Source organism: Shouchella tritolerans (assembly GCF_025770735.1).
GTDB classification, from domain to species: Bacteria; Bacillota; Bacilli; order Bacillales; family Bacillaceae_D; genus Shouchella; species Shouchella tritolerans.
Map to the genome: position 1 here is coordinate 81,878 of NZ_JAODPB010000008.1, position 19,987 is coordinate 101,864.

The following is a 19,987-nucleotide window of genomic DNA, read 5'->3' on the forward strand; positions in this document are numbered from 1 at the left end:
ATAAAGTCGATTGTACCATGGAATAGGAATCTATGTATATTGAGGCTAAACCGAATAGGCGCTGTTTTTTAACCCTTTTAGAAGTAAAATAAACCACTTTTGCTCAAAATAGAAAATGGAATTAGCCAAAGACCAAGTTGAACCCATTGACGAATTTGTATATACAGGTTATCATTAAAGCGTTATCATCCATATTTGTATATACAAATCCTGAGGATACATGGAAAATGGGCGTTTTGAAAACGCTGACAGAGGAGGAGCAACAGATGGCTATTAACTACCGTGAAACGGCAGAACAAATTCTCACCGCTATTGGTGGCGAGGAAAATATTTCTTCGGCAACGCACTGCGTAACACGGCTTCGGCTAGTGTTGAAAGATGAAAACGAAGTGGACACAAGCAGCGTAGAGGCCATTGACGCAGTGAAAGGAACATTTACTGCGAGCGGCCAATTCCAGATCATTCTTGGCAATGGCGTTGTAGATAAAGTATATAAGGAATTGATGGCTCTCACAGGGCGCGAGGAGCAAAGCAAAGATGAGGTAAAAGCGGAAGCAGCCAAAAAAGGAAGCCCTTTGCAACGGGCAATTAAAGTGCTGGCGGATGTCTTTATCCCCATTTTGCCGGCGATTGTCACAGCCGGTTTGTTAATGGGCATTAACAACATTTTAACGGGGAATGATATCTTTTACACAGGGGCGTCGATTATTGACGTCCACCCACAGTGGGCCGATTTTGCCGACATTATCCACGTTATCGCTAATACTGCGTTCACATTTTTGCCGGCATTGATTGGTTGGTCTGCAGTCAAACGTTTTGGCGGCAACCCATTGCTTGGGATTGTGATGGGGCTAATCCTAGTCCATCCTGCTTTGTTAAATGCATGGGATTATGGTGCTGCCCGTGAGGCGGGGGAAATCCCGACTTGGAATTTATTCGGTCTTGAAATCAATAAACTAGGCTATCAAGGGCAAGTGCTTCCTGTGTTTGTGGCATCGATCATTTTAGCGAAGTTGGAACTATTCTTGCGCAAACGGATACCAGACGCTTTCCATTTACTGACGGTCGCTCCGTTAGCATTGCTTATAACAAGTTTCATTACATTTATTGCTGTAGGCCCGCTTACATTTGCAATCGGTAATTGGATTGCTGACGGTTTTATTTGGCTGTTTGCGACACTGCCTTGGATTGCTGGTTTCTTATACGGTATTATTTATGGCCCCCTCGTTATTACGGGGATGCACCATACATTCCTTGCTGTCGATTTGCAACTCGTTGGTTCAGGCAACGGCACGTTCTTGTGGCCAATTTTGGCGCTGTCTAATATTGCCCAAGGTTCAGCTGCGTTTGCGATGTATTTTGTCGTCAAAAACGCCAATTTAAAAGGGCTAGCAGGGACATCAGGTTTATCAGCTTGGCTCGGCATTACAGAACCAGCGCTTTTCGGTGTCAACTTGCGCTTCCGCTTCCCGTTTTATGCGGCAATTGTCAGTGCTGGAATCGCCGGTATGTTTATTACAATGCAAAACGTCATCGCCAATTCGATTGGCGTAGGAGGCGTGCCTGGCTTTGTATCGATCCGTCCAACAGACTGGATCCCATTCTTTATCGGCATGGCGATCGTGATTGTACTGCCATTCCTCATTACGTTGCTATACGGCAGACTCCGTCATCCAAAAAGTTTGCAAGAAGACAATTAAGACAATCTCAAGGAACTGCTTAGCAGTTCCTTTTTTGAACTTGTATATACAAGTGTGCTAAACTGGTGGTAAATAGAGACAGAGAAAGGTGGATAAACACAAATGGAATGGTGGAGAACAAGTACGGTTTATCAAATTTACCCTAAAAGCTTTAATGATACGACGGGAAATGGCATTGGCGATTTGCAAGGGATCATTGAAAAGCTAGACTATTTAAAAGAACTAGGCATCGACGTGATTTGGTTAACGCCTATTTATGCTTCACCGCAAAATGACAATGGCTATGACATTTCCGATTATTATGCGATTCATGAAGACTATGGGACGATGGCTGATTTTGAAAAACTCCTAAGTGAAACCCATAAACGGGGAATGAAGCTAATTATGGACTTGGTTGTCAACCATACGTCGACTGAACATCAGTGGTTTAAAAATGCGAAGCTAAGCAAACAGGCGAAGTACCGTGATTTTTATATTTGGAAAGAAGGCAAAGACGGAGGCGCACCAACAAATTGGCAATCGAAGTTTGGCGGTTCTGCGTGGGAATACAATGAAGCGACAGATGATTACTACTTGCATTTGTTTGACGTCACGCAAGCAGACTTAAACTGGGAAAACGAACAACTGCGCAAGCATGTCTACGAGATGATGCATTTTTGGTTTAATAAAGGCATTGATGGCTTCCGTCTTGACGTCATTAACTTAATATCAAAAGACCAACGCTTCCCTGATGATGATGGGTCAGTAGCGCCAGGTGACGGCCGCAAATTTTATACAGACGGCCCCCGTGTCCATGAATATTTGCAGGAAATGAACCGAGAAGTATTAGCCAAGTATGATAGCTTAACCGTTGGCGAAATGTCTTCAACGACGATTGAAGACTGCATTCGCTATTCCAATCCAAAGCAGCGTGAACTGTCAATGACGTTTAATTTCCACCATTTAAAAGTGGATTATCCGAATGGAGAAAAATGGGCTGTCGCTGATTTTGATTTTAAAGCGCTAAAACGGATTTTATCGGAATGGCAAGTCCGCATGCATGAAGGCGGGGGATGGAATGCGTTGTTTTGGTGCAACCACGACCAGCCAAGGGTTGTTAGCCGTTATGGCGATGAGCACGAATACCATAACCAATCAGCGAAGATGTTGGCTGCGACAATCCATTTCATGCAAGGGACGCCCTATGTGTATCAGGGCGAAGAGTTCGGCATGACAAACCCGAATTTTACAAGCATCGATGATTACCGCGACGTAGAGTCATTGAATGTGTACGATCGCTTAAAAGGAGAGGGCGTGCCTGAAGAACACATTCTCGCGATCCTTAAACAGAAATCCCGGGACAACTCCCGTACACCGGTCCAATGGGATTCAAGCGAGCAAGCTGGTTTTACAACGGGAACGCCATGGATGAAGGTGAGCAGCAATTACAAGGAAATCAATGCCGAAAAAGCGCTCAGCGACCCGAATTCGATTTTTTATTTTTATCAAAAGCTCATTGCGCTGCGCAAAAAGCTGCCAATTGTGACAACAGGTGATTACCGCTTGCTTGTGCCTGAAGATGACCATGTATTTGCATACGTGCGCACGGATGGCACGGAAAAACTCCTTGTCGTTTCAAATTTTTACCCTGTAAATTGCGATTTTGAATGCCCAGAAGATCTGGTATCATTAAAAGCGACACAGTTAATAGGCAACTACAACCAAAAACGAAAACTGGAAAAAACTTTTTCGCTCAAGCCTTATGAAACGGTGGCATTCCAGTTGAAGGAGTAAGAGAAGCACGTGAAAAACAAGTTTCAATCGATTTATCAAGCGCTCACACAAGCAATCAATAGCGGTGTTTATGCTTCTGGCGAGACGTTGCCTTCTGAAAATGAACTGACAGAGATGTTCCAAGCATCGAGGGAAACGATTCGCAAAGCACTGAAAATGTTATCAGAACACGGGTATATTCAAAAGATACAAGGCAGAGGTTCTGTTGTGCTTGATGTCGCACGCCTCGATTTCCCGGTTTCAGGCGTTGCAAGCTTCCAAGAACTAAATGAAAAGCTTGGTTTGCAAGCTAAGACAGATGTTGTCTCCTTTACAGCTGCTAAAGCAGATGAAACCATGGCAAAGAAGTTGGAAATTGAAACAGGAGAGCAAGTTTGGCAAGTGGAGCGAATCCGCTTAATTGATGGGGAACGGATTATATTGGATAAGGACACATTTGTTGCAAGCTTAGTCCCTGGATTAACGAAAGACATTTGTGCGGGCAGCATTTATGCCTACATTGAGAAGCAACTAGGCCTTGCCATCAGCTTTGCCAAAAAAGAAATTGTCGTTGAAGCAGCGACGGAGGAAGACCAGGCCATGCTTGACCTCGATGAGAGTGGCCGCGTAGTCGTTGTTAGAAGCTATACGTATTTTGACAATGCCGTGCCTTTCCAATACACAGAGTCGCGCCACCGTGCTGACCGCTTCCGATTTGTTGATTTTGCCAGACGCAACCCTTAAAAGGAGGGCTGGGACGTCTTAAGCAGTGTTGATAAGGGGTCGATGTAGCAGACAGTTGTCCTTCGACTAGTGAAACAAATGGGTTTCCATTGCCGCAAAACAACAGTATACTAGAAAATAAAGGAGAGAATACATTTGTCTGTTTACGATTATTCGGTTAAGGCGAGTGATGGCCAAGAGGTTTCATTATCAGCTTACAAAGGCAATGTATTGCTCATTGTCAACACCGCCACTAAATGCGGCTTTGCTTCACAGTTTGCAGGGCTTGAAAAACTGTACAATAACTATAAGGAAAAAGGCTTTTATGTGCTCGGATTTCCTAGCAACCAATTTTTGAACCAGGAGCCGGTTGCTGATGAAGACATGGAACAGGTGTGTAAAATCAATTTTGGCGTTACATTCCCTCTGTTTGCGAAAACAGATGTGAAAGGCAAACATGCCAACCCATTGTTCAACTATCTGAAAGCGGCCAAAAAGGGAATGTTGAGCGAAGAAATTAAATGGAACTTCACCAAATTTCTCGTGAACCGTAAAGGCGAAGTCATTAAGCGTTATGCGCCTGCTACAAAACCGGAAACGATTGAAGCAGATATCATCGAAGAACTGAAGGCCGATGCATAGAAAAGGCTGTGCAGCATAGGACGCTGCACAGTTTTTTTAGGAGGATGGCAGTATGGCAAATCGTTTGGAAGATGAGGCTGTTCAGTTTCTTTCCCTTTTTTACGAGGAGCGTCGCTTAGACGGCAAAGAAGCGCGCATTCGCGCTGTTTGCGAAGCGATCCGTACGAACGGCACATACGAGCATACGGCTGAGGAGCTTGCCTTTGGAGCGAGGCTCGCTTGGCGTAACAGCAATCGTTGCATTGGCCGCCTGTTTTGGGAACGGCTTACCGTTATTGATGAACGGGAAGCACATACAGAAGAAGCGGTCGCACAAGCGCTTTTTAGGCATATGGAATATGCAACAAACGGTGGAAAAGTCATTCCGACCATTACGGTGTTTAAACAAGGGGCTTCGATCCGTATTTGGAACGCACAACTCGTTCGTTATGCAGGCTATCGCAGAGATGGCCGTGTAATTGGCGATCCTGCTTCCCTTGAATTAACGGACATTTGCAAGCAGCTCGGCTGGGTTGGCGCAGGTAGCGATTTTGATGTGCTTCCCCTTGTCATATCGGTGGGGACACGTTGTCCTCAACTATTCCCTATCCCAGAGCATCTTATTAAAGAAGTGGCGCTTGTCCATCCTGATAACAAAGAATTTGCTAGATTGAACCTTAAATGGTACGCAGTCCCGTTTATATCAAATATGCGTCTTGAAATCGGCGGTATTTCTTATTATACAGCCCCGTTTAACGGTTGGTATATGGGCACGGAAATCGGCGCCCGCAATTTAGCTGATGATTTTCGCTATAACCGCTTGCCAGAAGTGGCCGCCGTGCTCGGAATCAGCACGGAGCGGGAAGCATCGCTATGGCGCGACAAAGCGCTTGTCGAATTAAACCGTGCTGTTCTCTATTCGTATCAAGAGCAAGGCATAAGCATTGTCGATCATCATACAGCAGCAAAACAGTTTCAACGTTTTATTGAAAATGAAACAAAAGCAGGGCGTGACGTGACAGGCGACTGGACGTGGCTAATCCCGCCGATGTCCCCAGCACAGACGGACATTTTTCACCAATCGTTTGATAACCGCATCGTTTCGCCGAATTACTTCCACGAAAGACCACCCTATTGTGGAAAAGCATAATAGAAGAACATTAAAGGAAGATGCACATGAGTTTACTTCGAGCAGAAGGGTTGACAAAGTCTTTTGGCGACAAGACTTGTTTTGAATCGATTCACTTTAGTTTAGGAAAAGGCGACAGAATTGGCTTGCTTGGCGTCAATGGTACTGGCAAATCGACGTTGTTGAAAGGACTCGCCGGAATCGAAGGGTTTGATGCTGGTGCTTTGTTTCATGCCAATGATTTTACGCTAGAATACTTGCCGCAACAGCTCGACATGCCAGAAAACGAAACAGCCATTCGCTATATCTACAACAGCAAATCGACATTGATGCAAACGGTAGCGAGCTATGAAAAGGCGCTCCAAGACTTAGAGGCCCACCCTCATGACAACAAGCGCCAAGCTGAGCTTTTGAAATGGCAAGAGGAAATGGACCGCGTTGACGCTTGGGAAGCAGCCACACAGGCGAAAACCATTCTTAGCAAACTTGGGGTTGGGGCACTTTCGGCGAAGCTTGGCACGTTGTCAGGTGGACAGAAAAAGCGTGTTGCCCTTGCACGGGCACTCATTCAGCCAGCTGATTTGCTGTTACTTGACGAACCGACAAACCATTTAGACCACGCAACCGTTGAATGGTTGGAAGAACACTTAAAACAATATCCTGGTGCATTGATCGTGATCACTCACGACCGCTACTTTTTAAACCGTGTCGCCAATACCATTTTTGAGTTATCAGAAGGGGCGTTATACCGTTACATTGGCAACTTTGAGACCTATTTAGAAGAAAAAGCGGAACGCAAGGCGCAAGCAGAGCAAGCGGAGGATAAGCGCAAAAATTTGCTCAGGCGGGAGCTTGCCTGGCTAAAGCGGGGAGCAAAGGCGAGAACGACGAAGCAAAAGGCGCGTATTCAACGGGTAGAAGCATTAAATGCCCAAACTGGCCCAAGTGATAACAGACAGCTGGATATGCCGATTGGCCATAAGCGTCTTGGCAAACAAGTAATTGAGCTTCGCCAAGTTAGCAAATCGTACCAAGGAAAGATGCTTTTTTCCGACTTGTCTTTCTTAATGGGGAAAAATGAACGGCTTGGCATTATTGGCGAAAATGGCAGCGGAAAAACAACGTTGCTGAATATGATGGCCGGAAGAACCGCTCCAGACAGTGGGACGGTTGATGTTGGCGAAACAGTGCGGATTGGCTATTACCGCCAAGAAGATGCAGAGCTTGACGGCGATTTGCGCGTTGTTGATTACATTAAGGAAGTTGCTGAAGTGGTTTACACCACAAAAGGGGATGCTATTTATGCCGAGCAAATGCTTGAACGCTTTCTGTTTCCACGGTCGCAACAATGGACCTATATTCGCCGTTTGTCAGGCGGTGAAAAGAGACGTTTGTATTTGCTGCGCGTGCTAATGGGCGAACCGAACGTGCTGTTTCTCGACGAACCAACAAATGACCTAGATGTCGAAACGCTTGCTGTACTAGAAGACTATTTAGACACATTCCCTGGCGCGGTTGTTGTTGTTAGCCATGATCGCTATTTTCTTGACCGTGTCGTTGACCGAATGCTGATTTTTGAAGGCAATCGCCTGTTGCGCTATGACGGCGATTACAGTGATTATATAACAGGCAGAAACGACATCACCGATAAACAGCCTCAGCACGAACAATCGCCAACTCCACAGCCGAAAAAAGAACAAAAAAAGTTGTCATATAATGAGCAGCGCGAATGGGAGCAAATTGACGGACATATAGCAGCGCTTGAAGAAAAGCAGCAGATTCTTGAGCAGGCTATTGCCGACGCAGGCAGTGATTATGGGCGAATTGCTGATCTGCTAAAAGAAAAAGAGATGCTGGACAGTGAGTTGGAGGCTGCTCTTAACCGCTGGACGGAACTGGCTGAGAAAATAGAAGCATTACAGTCGAAATAGATCATACGAACGAGCAAAAACACAGGATCTTCAGGATTGCTGTGTTTTTTGCTTGCCGCCTGCACGGGGCAACAAAACGCTTACTTTTGGATGAAAATGATTGAATTTGAATGTTTTTGGTTGTATACTAAGCAAAGAGAGCTGAGGTGTGCGAAATGCTTACATTGGAAAGGCAAGAAAAAATCCTCGCCCTTCTCGCAAAGAACGAAGTGGTGAAAATTCAAGATTTAATTGTAGAAACTGGCGCTTCTGAGTCTACGATACGACGAGACTTGACGGAGCTTGAGCAGAGAAATAAATTAAAGCGCATTCATGGTGGTGCTACGTCATTGAGAAAAATGCGAGATGAGCCAACAATCGCGCAAAAAACGCTCAAAAACCGTCAAGAAAAAATAAAAATTGCCAAGCAGGCTGCTGAACTTGTACAAGATGGAGACTGCCTGTTTTTAGATGCAGGAACGACCACTTATGAAATGATCCCATTTTTGAAAGGCAAACAGATTGTGGTTGTGACGAATGGATTAACGAATATTGCTAGTTTACTCGATGCTGAAATTGAAACACATGTGCTTGGCGGATATGCGAAAAAAGGGACACACGCTTTTGTTGGCCGAAACGCTGTGGAGGCGATCGATGCCTTTCGCTTTGACCTCGTGTATCTTGGCACGAATGGCATTACTCCTAGTGATGGGTATACAACTCCTGATCTTGAAGAAGCCTATATAAAGGTACAAGCGCTAAAACGAGGGCGGCAAACATATGTGTTAGCAGACCATACGAAATTTGGCGACGTTTCGTTTTCAAAAATAGCCGATGTTGAGCGTGCCGCCATCATCACAAGCTCTTATACACGTGAAGAACATCCAGAGCTGTTTTCGCAACTTGCAGCTAAGACGACAATCAAGGTGGTAGAACAATGATTTACACAGTGACGTTAAATCCGGCAATGGATTACTTTGTCGCGCTCGATTCAATGAATACGGGAAGTGTAAACCGGGCAGCCCATGACCACAAAGCACCCGGCGGCAAAGGCATTAATGTCTCCCGTGTGCTAAAGCGGATCGGCCATCCGAGCACAGCGCTTGGCTTTATTGGCGGTTTTACAGGCGAATACATTAAAGCCAATGTAGAGGCGGACGGTGTCCGTACGTCTTTTATTGAAATAAGCGGCGACACCCGTATCAACATTAAGTTAAAAGCCGATGTGGAAACAGAAGTCAATGGCGTTTCTCCGGCGATTGCAGCAAGCGATGTAGCAGCACTTGAAGAGCAGTTGACACAACTGAAAGCAAACGATGTGGTCGTTTTCGCGGGCAGCGTCCCTCCAAGCCTTGAGACAAATGTATACGCGAAATGGAGCAAGTTGCTTAAAGACCGTGGCGTTTCTGTCTTTATTGATACAAGTGGAAAACCGTTAGAGGAAGCAGTTGCTGCACAGCCAGATTTCATTAAGCCTAACCAACATGAATTGGCTGAGTTTGCAGGCGAAGCGATCGATTCTCTCGAAGCGGCTGTTCCCCATGCCGAGGCGCTTGTGGCAAAAGGAATTGGCCATGTATTCGTCACATTTGCTGGGGATGGTGCGTTGCTTGCTACAGAACAATCGATTTTGTTGGCGACGACGCCAAAAGGCACTGTCAAAAACTCCGTCGGCGCAGGTGATTCCGTTGTAGCAGGGTTTATCGGCGCCACGGCGGAAGGGATGTCTCTTCCCGAGGCTTTCCGTTTTGCTGTTGCTTCAGGAAGCGCTACAGCCTTTTCAACAGGCTTTGCTGAACGCACGACAATCGAAGCGCTGATGGACGAGGTAGCGGTCACTATTTACAGAGAGGGGTAAACAAAGGAATGAAAATTTCTGATTTGCTCAAGAAAGAAACAATGATTCTCGACTTGGCGTCAACGACGAAAGAAGCCGTTATTGATGAATTAATCGCCAAGCTTGGGGAAGCAGGGCGCTTAAACGATGCGGAAGCGTACAAAAAAGCGATTTTGGCAAGAGAAGCGCAAAGTACGACTGGCCTCGGCGACGGCATTGCGATTCCACATGCTAAAACGGCAGCTGTCAAAACGCCAGCGATTGCGTTTGGCCGCTCGAAAGCAGGGATTGATTACGAGGCATTGGACGGACAGCCAAGCCATCTGTTTTTCATGATTGCTGCCTCTGAAGGAGCAAACAATGAACATTTAGCAACGTTAGCAAAGCTGTCGACTTATTTAATGGACGACGATTTTCGAAAAGGCTTGCTCAACGCAGCTTCATTGGATGACATTCTGGCATTGATTGATGAAAAGCAAGCACTGGAAGACAAAGAAGCGGAGCCGGAGGAACAAACCGAAAGCGCTTCCGAAGATTCTGGCAAATTCATTCTCGCCGTGACTGGCTGTCCAACTGGGATTGCCCATACATTTATGGCTGCCGATGCGATCAAGAAAGAAGCGACTGACCGCGGCTATAAAGTAAAGGTAGAGACAAACGGGTCTGGAGGCGTGAAAAACCGTTTAACAGCAGCGGAAATTGACGAAGCTGACGGCATCATTGTTGCCGCTGATACGAAGGTAGAAATGGACCGTTTTAGCGGCAAACGCGTTGTTATTGCTCCAGTAGCAGATGGCGTACGCAAGCCAGCAGAGTTAATTGATCGTTCCCTTTCAGGAAAAGAACCTGTTTACCAAGGGAGTGGCGGCAAAGGCGAAAACGAGCGAAACGAAGAGAAGAAATCAGGCGGCGCTGCTATCTATAAGCATTTAATGAATGGCGTTTCCAATATGCTCCCATTTGTCATTGGCGGCGGAATATTGATTGCCTTAAGCTTTGTATTTGAAACGGCATTTGGCGAAGATAACCCGATTCGCGAATTGTTAATGGCGATTGGTGGCGATAATGCATTTGCACTCTTTATCCCCGTTCTTGCTGCGTTTATTGCAATGAGCATAGCCGACCGGCCAGGATTTGCCCCTGGCTTAATTGGCGGGTTTATGGCCGTGAATGGCGATTCTGGATTTTTAGGAGGCTTGCTCGCTGGATTTTTAGCAGGCTACTTAGCTTTGTTTGTACGCAAATTGCTGTCTGGCATTCCTCAGTCTCTTGAAGGGTTAAAAACGATCTTATTTACGCCTGTGCTAAATATTTTGTTTACAGGCACGATTATGTACTACTTAATTGCACCCCTTGCTTGGGTGAACACAGGAATGCAAAATTGGTTAGGCGACCTCGGCACAGGCAATATGGTCATTCTAGGCGCTGTTCTTGGAATCATGATGGCGATTGACATGGGCGGCCCGATTAATAAAGCAGCCTATACGTTTGGGATTGCGATGATTGATGCTGGCAACCTTGGGCCGCAGGCAGCGGTCATGGCTGCAGGAATGGTGCCGCCACTAGGGATTGCCATCGCCACAACATTTTGGAAGCATAAATTTACGAAGCAACAACGAGAGTCAGGGCGGACAAACTATGTCCTTGGTGCTTCTTTCATTACAGAAGGGGCGATTCCATTTGCGGCAGCAGATCCCATTCGCGTTATCTCGGCAAGCGTTGTCGGCGCCGCTGTGGCTGGCGGTTTAACCGGGTTGTTCCATATACAGCTCCCTGCGCCACATGGAGGCATTTTTACAATGTTCCTAGTCAATGAGAGCAGATGGTCTTACATCGGCCTGTATGCGTTGGCTATCGCGATTGGTGCGATTGTGACTGGAATCATCTATGGACTCATTAAAAGGCCGCTTGAAAACAATTAACGAAAAGCCTGTTTTGACCGTAGTCAAAACAGGCTTTTTTACCGACAAAGGAAGCCGGTATTTGTCCTATAGGAGCAAGTAATAAAAAAGAAGCCCAGGCCTTAGGAAGCCTGAGCTTTGGCTAAATCGTGCTTTTACAAAGTCGCTTTTTGTAGTTTGTCAATAAAAGCGAGGGAACGCCCTGTGCCGATAGCGACAGATTCAAGTGGATTTGGTGCAACGTGGACAGGAACAACAATTTGATTGGCAATCCAATCTTGCAAGCCATTTAACATGGCGCCACCGCCTGTCAACAGAACGCCTCGGTCGACAATATCGCCTGACAGTTCCGGCGGGCAATCTTCCAATGTGGTCCGTAACGCTTCAAGCAATTGCCATAACAGCTCGCTTAAAGCGCCTTGAACTTCTTCTGAGTTTAATTCAATCGTTTTCGGCAAACCATTGACAAGGTCCCGGCCCCGTACTTCCATTGTTCGCGTTTCGTGGTCAATTGGCGCAAAGCCAATGTCGATTTTAATTTGCTCGGCTGTCCGTTCGCCAATGAGAACATTGTATTGCTTGCGCACGTATGAAATAATCGCGTCATCAAACTTATCTCCGCCGACCCGGACAGAATTTGAAGAGACTACGCCACCGTACGAAATGATAGCGACTTCCGTTGTACCGCCGCCGATGTCTACTACCACATTGGCTGTTGGCTCTTCTACAGGCAAGTCTGCACCGATCGCCGCTGCTACTGGTTCTTCAATAATATGGACTTGTTTAGCGCCGCAGCTGCGCACTGCGTCAAGAATGGCTCTTCGTTCAACAGACGTTGAGCCTGTCGGCGCACAAACAACAACCGTTGGCTTGCGGACAGCCATGCCCATATTTTTGCTCGCCTTACGCATAATCTCTTTTAAAAGGCTTGCTGTAACGTCAAAATCGGCAATCACACCGTCACGGAGAGGACGCATAGCAACGATATGGGCCGGCGTTTTGCCGACCATGTTTTTTGCTTCTATCCCAATAGCAAGAACATCGCGTGTTTCCGTATTTAGTGCGACAACAGACGGTTCATTTAAAATGATTCCTTTTTCTTTTGAGTAAACAAGAATATTGGCAGTCCCTAAATCAATTCCGATTTGTGAAGATGACCACATAATTTCCACCACGTTTCTTCCAGATTTCCTATGCTAACGTTTAGTTTATCAAGGACACGGTTTGCGAGAAAGGGGAAAAGGTTGGAAAATTGTTGTGGATTGATGTCGAAAGATGAGACGAATCACCTATTTTGTTACACAAATGTAAAGAGGCGCCTGGAAAAGGGCAAATGCTGTTGATAAAGTCGATAATATAAACTCAGACTGATAAAAAAGCGCTTGTCACTGTGGTGTAAAAACGAGTAAAGTTGCCAGTAAAACGGGATGAAGGTCCTCAGACTGATAGAAAATACTTGTCAAACGACGACGTATGCGAGCGTTTGTCAACAAGTCTGAAGCGCCTGGGAAAGGCGCTTCAGTAGTGGGGGAAGGGTTGTTTGCTTTTAGAAAACAATGAAGGGGTTTTTTCATTGCTTTCCTGTAGGGTTTCTATACCCGTTTAAAAGCGCGATAAACATAAGAGCAATAAAAAATGAAGAATTTTTCTGGATACTTACACTAGCCAAGGGTCCCCAAGTAAACGGGACAGGCTTGTTTCTTAAAGCTTCCTTTGGTACGATAAAAAAATCGTGTAATAAAGGAGCAACAACATGGCAACTTCACAACAATGGTCTTCAAAATTAGGTTTTTTATATGCAACCGCTGGCAGCGCAATTGGACTCGGCGCTATATGGAAGTTTCCTTACATTGCAGGAACGAGCGGCGGAGGCGCTTTTTTTGTGCTGTTCCTCGCATTCACTTTGTTGATAGGCGTTCCCTTACTTATTGGTGAATACGTACTTGGTCGCCATTCGGGCCGAGATGCGATTTCAACCTATAAAATGCTAGCGCCCCGTTCGGTCTGGAGTGTGACAGGATGGCTTGGCGTCGTCACTTGTTTCCTGATTCTTTCTTTTTACAGCGTCGTCGGGGGCTGGTCGCTTATTTATTTAGGCTCCTCCTTATTTGGCCAGCTGGGCGGCCTTGATGTAGAAGGATACCAAGCTAAATTTACGGGATTGATCGCAAATCCTTATTTGGCTGTCGGGGCACAGGCATTGTTTTTAGGGGTGACGGCTGCGGTTGTGCAAAAAGGGGTCCAGAAAGGAATTGAACGAGCAAGCAAATGGATGATTCCCGCTTTGTTTGTCCTTTTAGCGCTATTGTCGATTTATTCGCTCACACTTGATGGGGCTAAGGAAGGGCTGGCCTTTCTGTTTAAGCCAGATTGGGAAAGCCTTTCAAGCGAAGTGGTTTTGTTCGCCCTTGGCCAATCCTTTTTTGCGTTATCGATTGGTGTTTCGGTGATGGTGACTTTCAGTTCATATGCCTCAAAAAAGCAAGATTTACCTGTATCTGCTGCTACATTAGGGGTAATGAATATTTTTGTTGCAATGCTGGCAGGGATCGTTATATTCCCTGGTGTGTTTACTTTCGGTCTAGAACCAAGCGAAGGTCCGACGCTTATTTTTGCAGCCGTGCCAGCGATTTTTTCGCAAATGCCGTTTGGCGATATCGTGGTCGTCCTCTTTTTTATGCTTTTCTTCTTCGCTGCTCTTAGCACCGCTTTTTCGCTGCTAGAAATTGTAGTCGCTGCCTTTATGAGAGGAGATGGAAGCAAACGGGCAAAAGGAAGCTGGCTAATCGCTCTGTTTGTGTTGCTAATGGGCATTCCTTCTGCATTGTCATTTGGCGTGATGGGGGATGTTCACCTATTTGGTATGCCCTTTTTCGACTTGGTTGATTTTCTTGTGTCCAACTTATTGATGCCAATTGGCTCGTTGCTCATATGCATCTTTCTGCTCGTTAAAGTAAAACGACAAACACTCGCAGCAGAATTTCAAGTGGGAAGCGTCCTCGGCAAAAAAGGATTCGCCTTATGGTATACAATTATGACTGGTATCGTCCCTGTAGCGATTGCTGTTGTCTTGATCGACCAATTTTTTGGATTTAATCTATTTGCTCTCCTATTTTCTTGAAATATGTTATAATAGCAAAAAGCAAGAGGGGGCATCATTGTGAATAAGGACGAATTGCATGTTTATCTTGAGAAAAAGTTGAGCGATGCAAAAGTGCAATTTGAACGTACGATTGATTGCAAGCACACTGAATTCGATGACTTGTACCCATATATGACCGAACAGCCCCAATTTTTTTGGTATAAGCGCTACGTCGCTTGGCAAGAGCTCCTTACTCTTGTACAAGTCGCAAAAGACTTCGACTTTAACTGGCATAAACAGTTTTCAAAAAAGCAATCCAGGTATGTGGAAGCGCAAGTGCTTGATGCGAAAGTATTGGATAACTGGTATGAAGAAAAGACGGCAGATTCTATGCCTTAAACAAATCGCCCCTGGCCATGATGCCAGGGGTTTTTAGTAATGCTTACCGCTTAGTTTATTTCCGTTAAGTTCCATAAAATACAGCAAAAAGCACTGATTCGAGTAAATTAGTGGAGCGGTTATGGAACGAAGCGCCAGGACATGGTTTAATAGGAATGTGAATCGTTTGAATATAAGGAGGATGCTGAATGAAAGCGACGGGCATTGTCCGTAAAGTGGACCAGCTAGGGCGAATTGTCGTGCCAAAAGAATTACGGAAAACGATGGGAATTGATATTGGCAGCCCATTGGAAATCTATGTAGAAGATGACCGCGTGATTGTCCGGAAGTACGAGCCTTCCATTAAAACATGCATGGTGACAGGCGAATCTTCAGAAGAACATTTGCAACTTGCAAATGGCAACGTTGTGCTAAGCCAGGAAGCCGCCAAACAGTTATTGGACGAATTAAAACAAAAAGAGGGCAGTTTTGTAGGGAACGCTTAATCGGACAGCTCAGGCTGATAGAAGCCGCTTGTCAGACAAGCAGTGAAGCCGGGTGAGGACGCAATTAGAACATACGTTTATGAACAATGGTCTTCTTGGGCGTAATACTTGTTCCAAAAAGCATAGAGCCGCGCAAACGACAAAATATTCGAGCGTTTGTCTACAGAAAAAGGACATAGGCTGTTGCCTATGCCTTTTTCTGTATTATAAAAACGAAATGGTGGCGTGTTCTTGGTTGTAAATTTCTTTAATGTCTTCACCGATGTCCTCTTCCAATTCTTCTCTCGTTGGAATGCTGCTATAATTTTGTACAATTGAAAATGTGTCCAGGCATAGCAATAAATACGGGTAGCGTTCTGGTGGGTCGACGATAAGCACAAATAACTTGTCCGAAGATGTACAAATGAAGTCACCTGCCTTGTCAGCGGTCCGTTTCCGTTCAATATGGATGTCCAAGCTCGCTCACCTCTTTATCCTAAATCATCGACAGGTTGATCCCATTTTATACATCGTCGTGGTGGGAGCGCGCTTTCGTTGAAACGGAAAATCAAGTATGCTAAATGCAGGTGAGAGACAAACGTTCCTATTATGCGCTTTTGACCTTACCGTATGCTAACTAGGCTTTAACATTACCGTTACCGTTGTTTCGGTTTTTTGCTCGTTGATTTGTTTGTCCCGTTATCAATAAGTTCACTTGCAACTTCTTCATTAAACAGGGATTCAGTTGGCGTCTGGTTATTGGTCAAGGTTTTTTTTGCTTGTTGATTTCGTTTCAAGTTGCCTCACCTCCATCCATACGTTTTCCATGGCAGTCCGAAACTATACGATCCGAGGAGGTTAAAAAATGGCAAAGCAAAAATACTATGTAGTTTGGAAAGGAAGAAAACAAGGGATTTTCCGGTCATGGGCTGACTGCGAAGCTCAAGTGAAAGGGTACCCTCAGGCGAGGTTTAAATCATTTCCAACGCTTGCAGAAGCAGAAGCTGCTTTCCAAGGCAAAAGCTTGGCCTCTTCAGTGAGGCCAAAAGAAAAAGCGCAAAAAGCGCCTGTCTGGAACAGCGTTAGCGTTGATGTTGGCAGCCAAGGGAATCCTGGAAAAGTTGAATACAAAGGTGTTGATACGAAGACAGGGGAGATTTTATTTGAAAAGACGCCCATTAACGTTGGCACGAATAATATGGGCGAATTTTTAGCGATTGTCCATGGCCTTGCCTATGTACAAGGAACGGACAAGCCCGTCTACTCTGATTCTGCGACTGCAATTGGTTGGGTAAAAAAGAAAAAAGCCAATTCTACATTGAGCCGGACAAAAGAAACGGAAGAAATTTGGTCGCTTGTAGAACGAGCGGAGAAATGGCTGCGCGAAAACCCTAACCATAACCCGGTGTTAAAATGGGAAACGGATGCTTGGGGAGAAATAAAAGCCGATTATGGTCGAAAGTGATCGTCGTTAAAAAGGGGCGTTTAAGGGTATAGATATAAAAAATCCGTTGTTATGAAAAGGAGTGCAGGCTGTTATGTACGAGACGTTGCTGGCCGTTCAGCAGGAGCATGTGTTTACTGGCGCTACAAAAGCCGTTGCTTACCGAAAACGACAGCTCCAAAAGCTGAAAACGATGCTGCAAACGTATGAAAAAGAGCTGCTTTCGGCGTTACGAGCGGATTTGAATAAACAAGAGCCTGAAGCCATGATGGTTGAAATGGCTTTTCTCCATCAAGAGATCGATTTGGCGTTGGCGTCGATCGATGAATGGGTCAAGCCAATGAAAGTGAAAACGCCTACCAGCCATACCGGTTCAAGAAGCTGGGTGACTACAGAACCATATGGTAGCGTCTTAATCATTTCCCCTTGGAATTATCCCATTCAACTCACATTTGCGCCTCTAATTGGTGCCATTGCTGCTGGCAATGCCGCGGTGCTCAAGCCTTCTGAGTTGACGCCGCGGACTTCAAGTATAATGGCTGCCGCTGTCCGGGCAACATTTGCAAAAGAGCTCGTAACTGTGGTGGAAGGAGACGCGAAAACGGCAGAAACGCTACTCAATCTTCCATTTGACTCTATTTTCTTTACTGGAAGTGCCGCAGTCGGAAAAATCGTGTTAGAAAAAGCAGCTAAACATTTGACGCCATGTACGCTTGAGTTAGGCGGGAAAAGCCCGGTGATTGTGGATGGCGAAGCAAAGTTGAAAGTGGCGGCCAAACGGATTGCTTGGGGAAAGTTTTTAAATGCTGGGCAAACTTGCATTGCTCCCGATTATGTCCTTGTCGATGAAGACGTGTACGAACCGTTTCTCGAGCAGCTAAAAGCGCAAACATATACGCTTTTTTCGGAGAAGACAAAAGAGGGAACCTATACGCAAATTGTGAACGACAAACACTTTGAGCGCCTGCGCCGCTATTTAGATCAGGGGTGTATTGTCCTTGGCGGTCAACTTTCACCAAAAGCGCGTTTAATGTCTCCAACGATCTTAACCGATGTTCCTTGGGATGCGCCGATCATGCAGGAGGAAATTTTTGGCCCAATCTTGCCTGTATTTCCATACAAAACGCCTGCCGAAGCGATTCAAAAAGTCCGATCATTGCCGAATCCACTTGCACTCTATGTATTTTCTGAAAACGAGCGTGTACAACGGCTATTTACGGAGCAGCTTTCGTTTGGCGGCGGCTGCATCAACGACACACTTATGCACGCAGCAAACCCGTACCTTCCTTTCGGCGGCAAAGGAACGAGTGGCATTGGTGCTTATCATGGCTATGAAAGCTTTCGCACTTTTTCCCATCAAAAAAGCTTGTTAAAGCAATCGACAACGTTTGACGTGCCATTTCGTTACAAGCAAGGGAAAATCGCAAATACATTTATCCGTAATCTATGCAAATAGGAGTGGGCCGAAATGGAGGACATATTTGACGTTGTTGGCGTAGGGATTGGACCTTATAATTTGGGACTTGCAGCAATGATTGCAGAAAGCACGGATATCAAAGCGGCTTTTTTCGATGAAAATGATGCCTTTTTGTGGCATCCTGGCATGCTGATTGATGGAACCGACCTTCAGGTTCCTTTTTTAGCGGATTTAATAACGTTGGCTAATCCACAGAGCCGCTACACGTTTTTAAATTATGCTCATGCGGAAAAAAGGCTGATGTCCTTTTATTTTTTCAACCGCTTTGACATTCCAAGAATGGAGTACAATGCCTACTGCCAATGGGTGGCAGGGCAACTAAGCAACTGCCATTTTGGCACAAAGGTGTTGGATGTTCAGTATGAAGCGAAGAAAGCAGCGTATCGAGTCGTACTATTAGCGGCTGGAAAAGAAAAAACGGTTTATGCAACCCATATCGTTGTTGGTACTGGAAGTGTGCCGCTTCTTCCAGGCAGCCTAGAAAAAGCATGCAACGAAGACATCATCCATTCAAGCGACTATCGCTTCTATGAACAAGGCATAAAGGAAGCACAGTCGGTAACGGTAATTGGTTCAGGGCAGAGCGCTGCTGAAATTTTTTACTCCCTTTTACAGGACCAACCGAATCACCATTATACCCTTAACTGGTTTACAAGATCGCCAGGCTTTTTCCAACTAGAGGAATCAAAGATGGGGCAAGAGCTTTTTTCGCCAGATTTTGTTTCTTATTTTCATGAACTTCCCTATGAAACAAGGAAGGACACCCTTTCACTGCTCGGGCATTTGCGCAATGGCGTGCAAGCTAAAACACTCCACAATATTTATGACCTATTGTACCATCGCAGCATTGCCAAAAAAGCTTCGCCTGCTTTAATACGCGCCAATATGGAAGTGACAACGATTGAGAAAAAGGGTCCGCGGAGCTATCAAGTGATCGGAGAACAAACACAACAGAGGCAGGCGTTTGCCTACCAGACAGAAAAAGTCATTTTAGCGACTGGCTATAAGCCGAATGTCCCCCGCTGGTTGGAAGCAATGCAGCCTGAGCTGGAAATGGAAGGCAAAAGCGAGTTTAAACTAACGCGTAATGCAGAACTCCTTTTTAAAGATAAGCGCAAAAACCGGATGTTTTCCTTAACGAATCTCGAACATGCGTTAGGGACAAGTGCCACCAATCTGGCTTTATCGGTTGAACGGAACGCACGGATTGTAAATGAACTATGTGGCAATGACGTATTCCAAGTAAACCCAGGATCTGTTTTTCAACAGTTTGGCAATGAAGAGGACGGAAGCTGACCGGGGCAGCTTCCGTTTTTTATTGGGATAACAACCTTTATCGCCATTTTGAAACGTAGCAATCATTTGTGCATGCGTATCACTCCTACCATTCTCATAAATCGTTTTAAAACCCATCATATTTTTTGTCCAAACGGAATAAAATGGTTTCTCAAGTAAGAAGCGCTAATTGTGAAAAGACAGCTCTTGTACTAGCTGTAGCGACTGCTTCGTAAGCACAAGAGCAAAGAATTGAAACAACTTACGTTTACA

Annotated in this window: 18 protein-coding genes; 15 read left to right on the forward strand and 3 right to left on the reverse strand. The window is 45.4% G+C overall.

Features of this window, described 5'->3' with window-relative positions:
• Window positions 1–266 precede the first annotated feature (266 nt).
• The 9 genes from treP (at window position 267) to N6H06_RS20055 (ending at window position 11,594) form a co-directional block, all read left to right on the forward strand.
• On the forward strand, window positions 267–1,700 hold the full coding sequence (treP, locus tag N6H06_RS20015) for a PTS system trehalose-specific EIIBC component (protein WP_062750045.1): 1,434 nt from the start codon (window positions 267–269) through the stop codon (window positions 1,698–1,700).
• A gap of 102 nt (window positions 1,701–1,802) precedes the next feature.
• Window positions 1,803–3,473 (forward strand): alpha,alpha-phosphotrehalase, encoded by a 1,671-nt coding sequence (gene treC / locus N6H06_RS20020; RefSeq protein WP_213029363.1) that lies wholly within the window; start codon window positions 1,803–1,805, stop codon window positions 3,471–3,473.
• A 9-nt stretch (window positions 3,474–3,482) separates the two neighbouring features.
• The gene (treR, locus tag N6H06_RS20025) at window positions 3,483–4,196 is read left to right on the forward strand and encodes a trehalose operon repressor (RefSeq protein ID WP_213029362.1); all 714 of its coding nucleotides are present in this window, start codon (window positions 3,483–3,485) and stop codon (window positions 4,194–4,196) included.
• 135 nt (window positions 4,197–4,331) lie between these two features.
• Complete coding sequence (locus tag N6H06_RS20030) at window positions 4,332–4,817, forward strand: glutathione peroxidase (RefSeq protein WP_213029361.1); 486 nt, start codon at window positions 4,332–4,334, stop codon at window positions 4,815–4,817.
• Between the two features lie 52 nt (window positions 4,818–4,869).
• A complete protein-coding gene (locus tag N6H06_RS20035) occupies window positions 4,870–5,946 on the forward strand; it encodes a nitric oxide synthase oxygenase (RefSeq protein WP_062750041.1) in 1,077 nt (358 codons plus the stop codon).
• Window positions 5,947–5,972: 26 nt separating this feature from the next.
• Window positions 5,973–7,856, forward strand: coding sequence for an ABC-F family ATP-binding cassette domain-containing protein (locus N6H06_RS20040; RefSeq protein WP_263707811.1), 1,884 nt, complete (start codon window positions 5,973–5,975; stop codon window positions 7,854–7,856).
• 155 nt (window positions 7,857–8,011) lie between these two features.
• On the forward strand, window positions 8,012–8,776 hold the full coding sequence (locus N6H06_RS20045) for a DeoR/GlpR family DNA-binding transcription regulator (RefSeq protein ID WP_062750402.1): 765 nt from the start codon (window positions 8,012–8,014) through the stop codon (window positions 8,774–8,776).
• Window positions 8,773–9,693: a 1-phosphofructokinase gene (gene pfkB, locus N6H06_RS20050; protein WP_213029358.1), complete on the forward strand. Its 921-nt coding sequence runs from the start codon at window positions 8,773–8,775 to the stop codon at window positions 9,691–9,693. The genes N6H06_RS20045 and pfkB overlap by 4 nt, the downstream gene beginning before the upstream one ends.
• A gap of 8 nt (window positions 9,694–9,701) precedes the next feature.
• Window positions 9,702–11,594 (forward strand): PTS fructose transporter subunit IIABC, encoded by a 1,893-nt coding sequence (locus N6H06_RS20055; protein WP_263707812.1) that lies wholly within the window; start codon window positions 9,702–9,704, stop codon window positions 11,592–11,594.
• Window positions 11,595–11,728: 134 nt separating this feature from the next.
• Here N6H06_RS20055 and mreBH read toward each other — a convergent pair whose 3' ends face one another.
• Window positions 11,729–12,736, reverse strand: a complete 1,008-nt coding sequence (gene mreBH / locus N6H06_RS20060) for a rod-share determining protein MreBH (RefSeq protein WP_213029571.1) — start codon at window positions 12,734–12,736, stop codon at window positions 11,729–11,731.
• Window positions 12,737–13,326: 590 nt separating this feature from the next.
• On the opposite strand from mreBH, the gene N6H06_RS20065 reads away from it, so the two are divergent.
• The 3 genes from N6H06_RS20065 (at window position 13,327) to N6H06_RS20075 (ending at window position 15,539) form a co-directional block, all read left to right on the forward strand.
• On the forward strand, window positions 13,327–14,694 hold the full coding sequence (locus N6H06_RS20065) for a sodium-dependent transporter (RefSeq protein WP_213029356.1): 1,368 nt from the start codon (window positions 13,327–13,329) through the stop codon (window positions 14,692–14,694).
• 39 nt (window positions 14,695–14,733) lie between these two features.
• Window positions 14,734–15,054 (forward strand): hypothetical protein, encoded by a 321-nt coding sequence (locus N6H06_RS20070; protein WP_263707813.1) that lies wholly within the window; start codon window positions 14,734–14,736, stop codon window positions 15,052–15,054.
• 188 nt (window positions 15,055–15,242) lie between these two features.
• The gene (locus N6H06_RS20075; RefSeq protein ID WP_062750035.1) at window positions 15,243–15,539 is read left to right on the forward strand and encodes an AbrB/MazE/SpoVT family DNA-binding domain-containing protein; all 297 of its coding nucleotides are present in this window, start codon (window positions 15,243–15,245) and stop codon (window positions 15,537–15,539) included.
• Window positions 15,540–15,743: 204 nt separating this feature from the next.
• Here the strand turns inward: N6H06_RS20075 and N6H06_RS20080 are convergent, their stop codons facing one another.
• Entirely contained in the window at window positions 15,744–15,995 is a 252-nt protein-coding gene (locus N6H06_RS20080; protein WP_062750034.1) for a hypothetical protein, read from the reverse strand.
• Window positions 15,996–16,174: 179 nt separating this feature from the next.
• On the reverse strand, window positions 16,175–16,315 hold the full coding sequence (locus tag N6H06_RS20085) for a hypothetical protein (protein WP_193754525.1): 141 nt from the start codon (window positions 16,313–16,315) through the stop codon (window positions 16,175–16,177).
• A 68-nt stretch (window positions 16,316–16,383) separates the two neighbouring features.
• Between N6H06_RS20085 and N6H06_RS20090 the strand changes: the two genes are divergently transcribed.
• The 3 genes from N6H06_RS20090 to N6H06_RS20100 all read left to right on the forward strand — a co-directional run bounded on the left by N6H06_RS20090 (window position 16,384) and on the right by N6H06_RS20100 (window position 19,735).
• A complete protein-coding gene (locus N6H06_RS20090) occupies window positions 16,384–16,983 on the forward strand; it encodes a ribonuclease H1 domain-containing protein (RefSeq protein ID WP_062750033.1) in 600 nt (199 codons plus the stop codon).
• A gap of 73 nt (window positions 16,984–17,056) precedes the next feature.
• Entirely contained in the window at window positions 17,057–18,418 is a 1,362-nt protein-coding gene (locus tag N6H06_RS20095) for an aldehyde dehydrogenase (RefSeq protein WP_213029355.1), read from the forward strand.
• A 12-nt stretch (window positions 18,419–18,430) separates the two neighbouring features.
• Entirely contained in the window at window positions 18,431–19,735 is a 1,305-nt protein-coding gene (locus N6H06_RS20100) for a lysine N(6)-hydroxylase/L-ornithine N(5)-oxygenase family protein (RefSeq protein ID WP_213029354.1), read from the forward strand.
• Window positions 19,736–19,987 lie beyond the last annotated feature (252 nt).

Excerpts from the sequence above, each read along its gene's own strand:
- N6H06_RS20045 (WP_062750402.1), top strand. The coding sequence starts at position 8,012 with ATGCTTACATTGGAAAGGCAAGAAAAAATCCTCGCCCTTCTCGCAAAG.
- treP (WP_062750045.1), top strand. The coding sequence starts at position 267 with ATGGCTATTAACTACCGTGAAACGGCAGAACAAATTCTCACCGCTATT.
- mreBH (WP_213029571.1), bottom strand. The coding sequence starts at position 12,736 with ATGTGGTCATCTTCACAAATCGGAATTGATTTAGGGACTGCCAATATT.
- N6H06_RS20100 (WP_213029354.1), top strand. The coding sequence starts at position 18,431 with ATGGAGGACATATTTGACGTTGTTGGCGTAGGGATTGGACCTTATAAT.
- N6H06_RS20035 (WP_062750041.1), top strand. The coding sequence starts at position 4,870 with ATGGCAAATCGTTTGGAAGATGAGGCTGTTCAGTTTCTTTCCCTTTTT.
- pfkB (WP_213029358.1), top strand. The coding sequence starts at position 8,773 with ATGATTTACACAGTGACGTTAAATCCGGCAATGGATTACTTTGTCGCG.
- N6H06_RS20065 (WP_213029356.1), top strand. The coding sequence starts at position 13,327 with ATGGCAACTTCACAACAATGGTCTTCAAAATTAGGTTTTTTATATGCA.
- N6H06_RS20040 (WP_263707811.1), top strand. The coding sequence starts at position 5,973 with ATGAGTTTACTTCGAGCAGAAGGGTTGACAAAGTCTTTTGGCGACAAG.
- N6H06_RS20090 (WP_062750033.1), top strand. The coding sequence starts at position 16,384 with ATGGCAAAGCAAAAATACTATGTAGTTTGGAAAGGAAGAAAACAAGGG.
- N6H06_RS20095 (WP_213029355.1), top strand. The coding sequence starts at position 17,057 with ATGTACGAGACGTTGCTGGCCGTTCAGCAGGAGCATGTGTTTACTGGC.
- N6H06_RS20055 (WP_263707812.1), top strand. The coding sequence starts at position 9,702 with ATGAAAATTTCTGATTTGCTCAAGAAAGAAACAATGATTCTCGACTTG.
- treC (WP_213029363.1), top strand. The coding sequence starts at position 1,803 with ATGGAATGGTGGAGAACAAGTACGGTTTATCAAATTTACCCTAAAAGC.
- N6H06_RS20075 (WP_062750035.1), top strand. The coding sequence starts at position 15,243 with ATGAAAGCGACGGGCATTGTCCGTAAAGTGGACCAGCTAGGGCGAATT.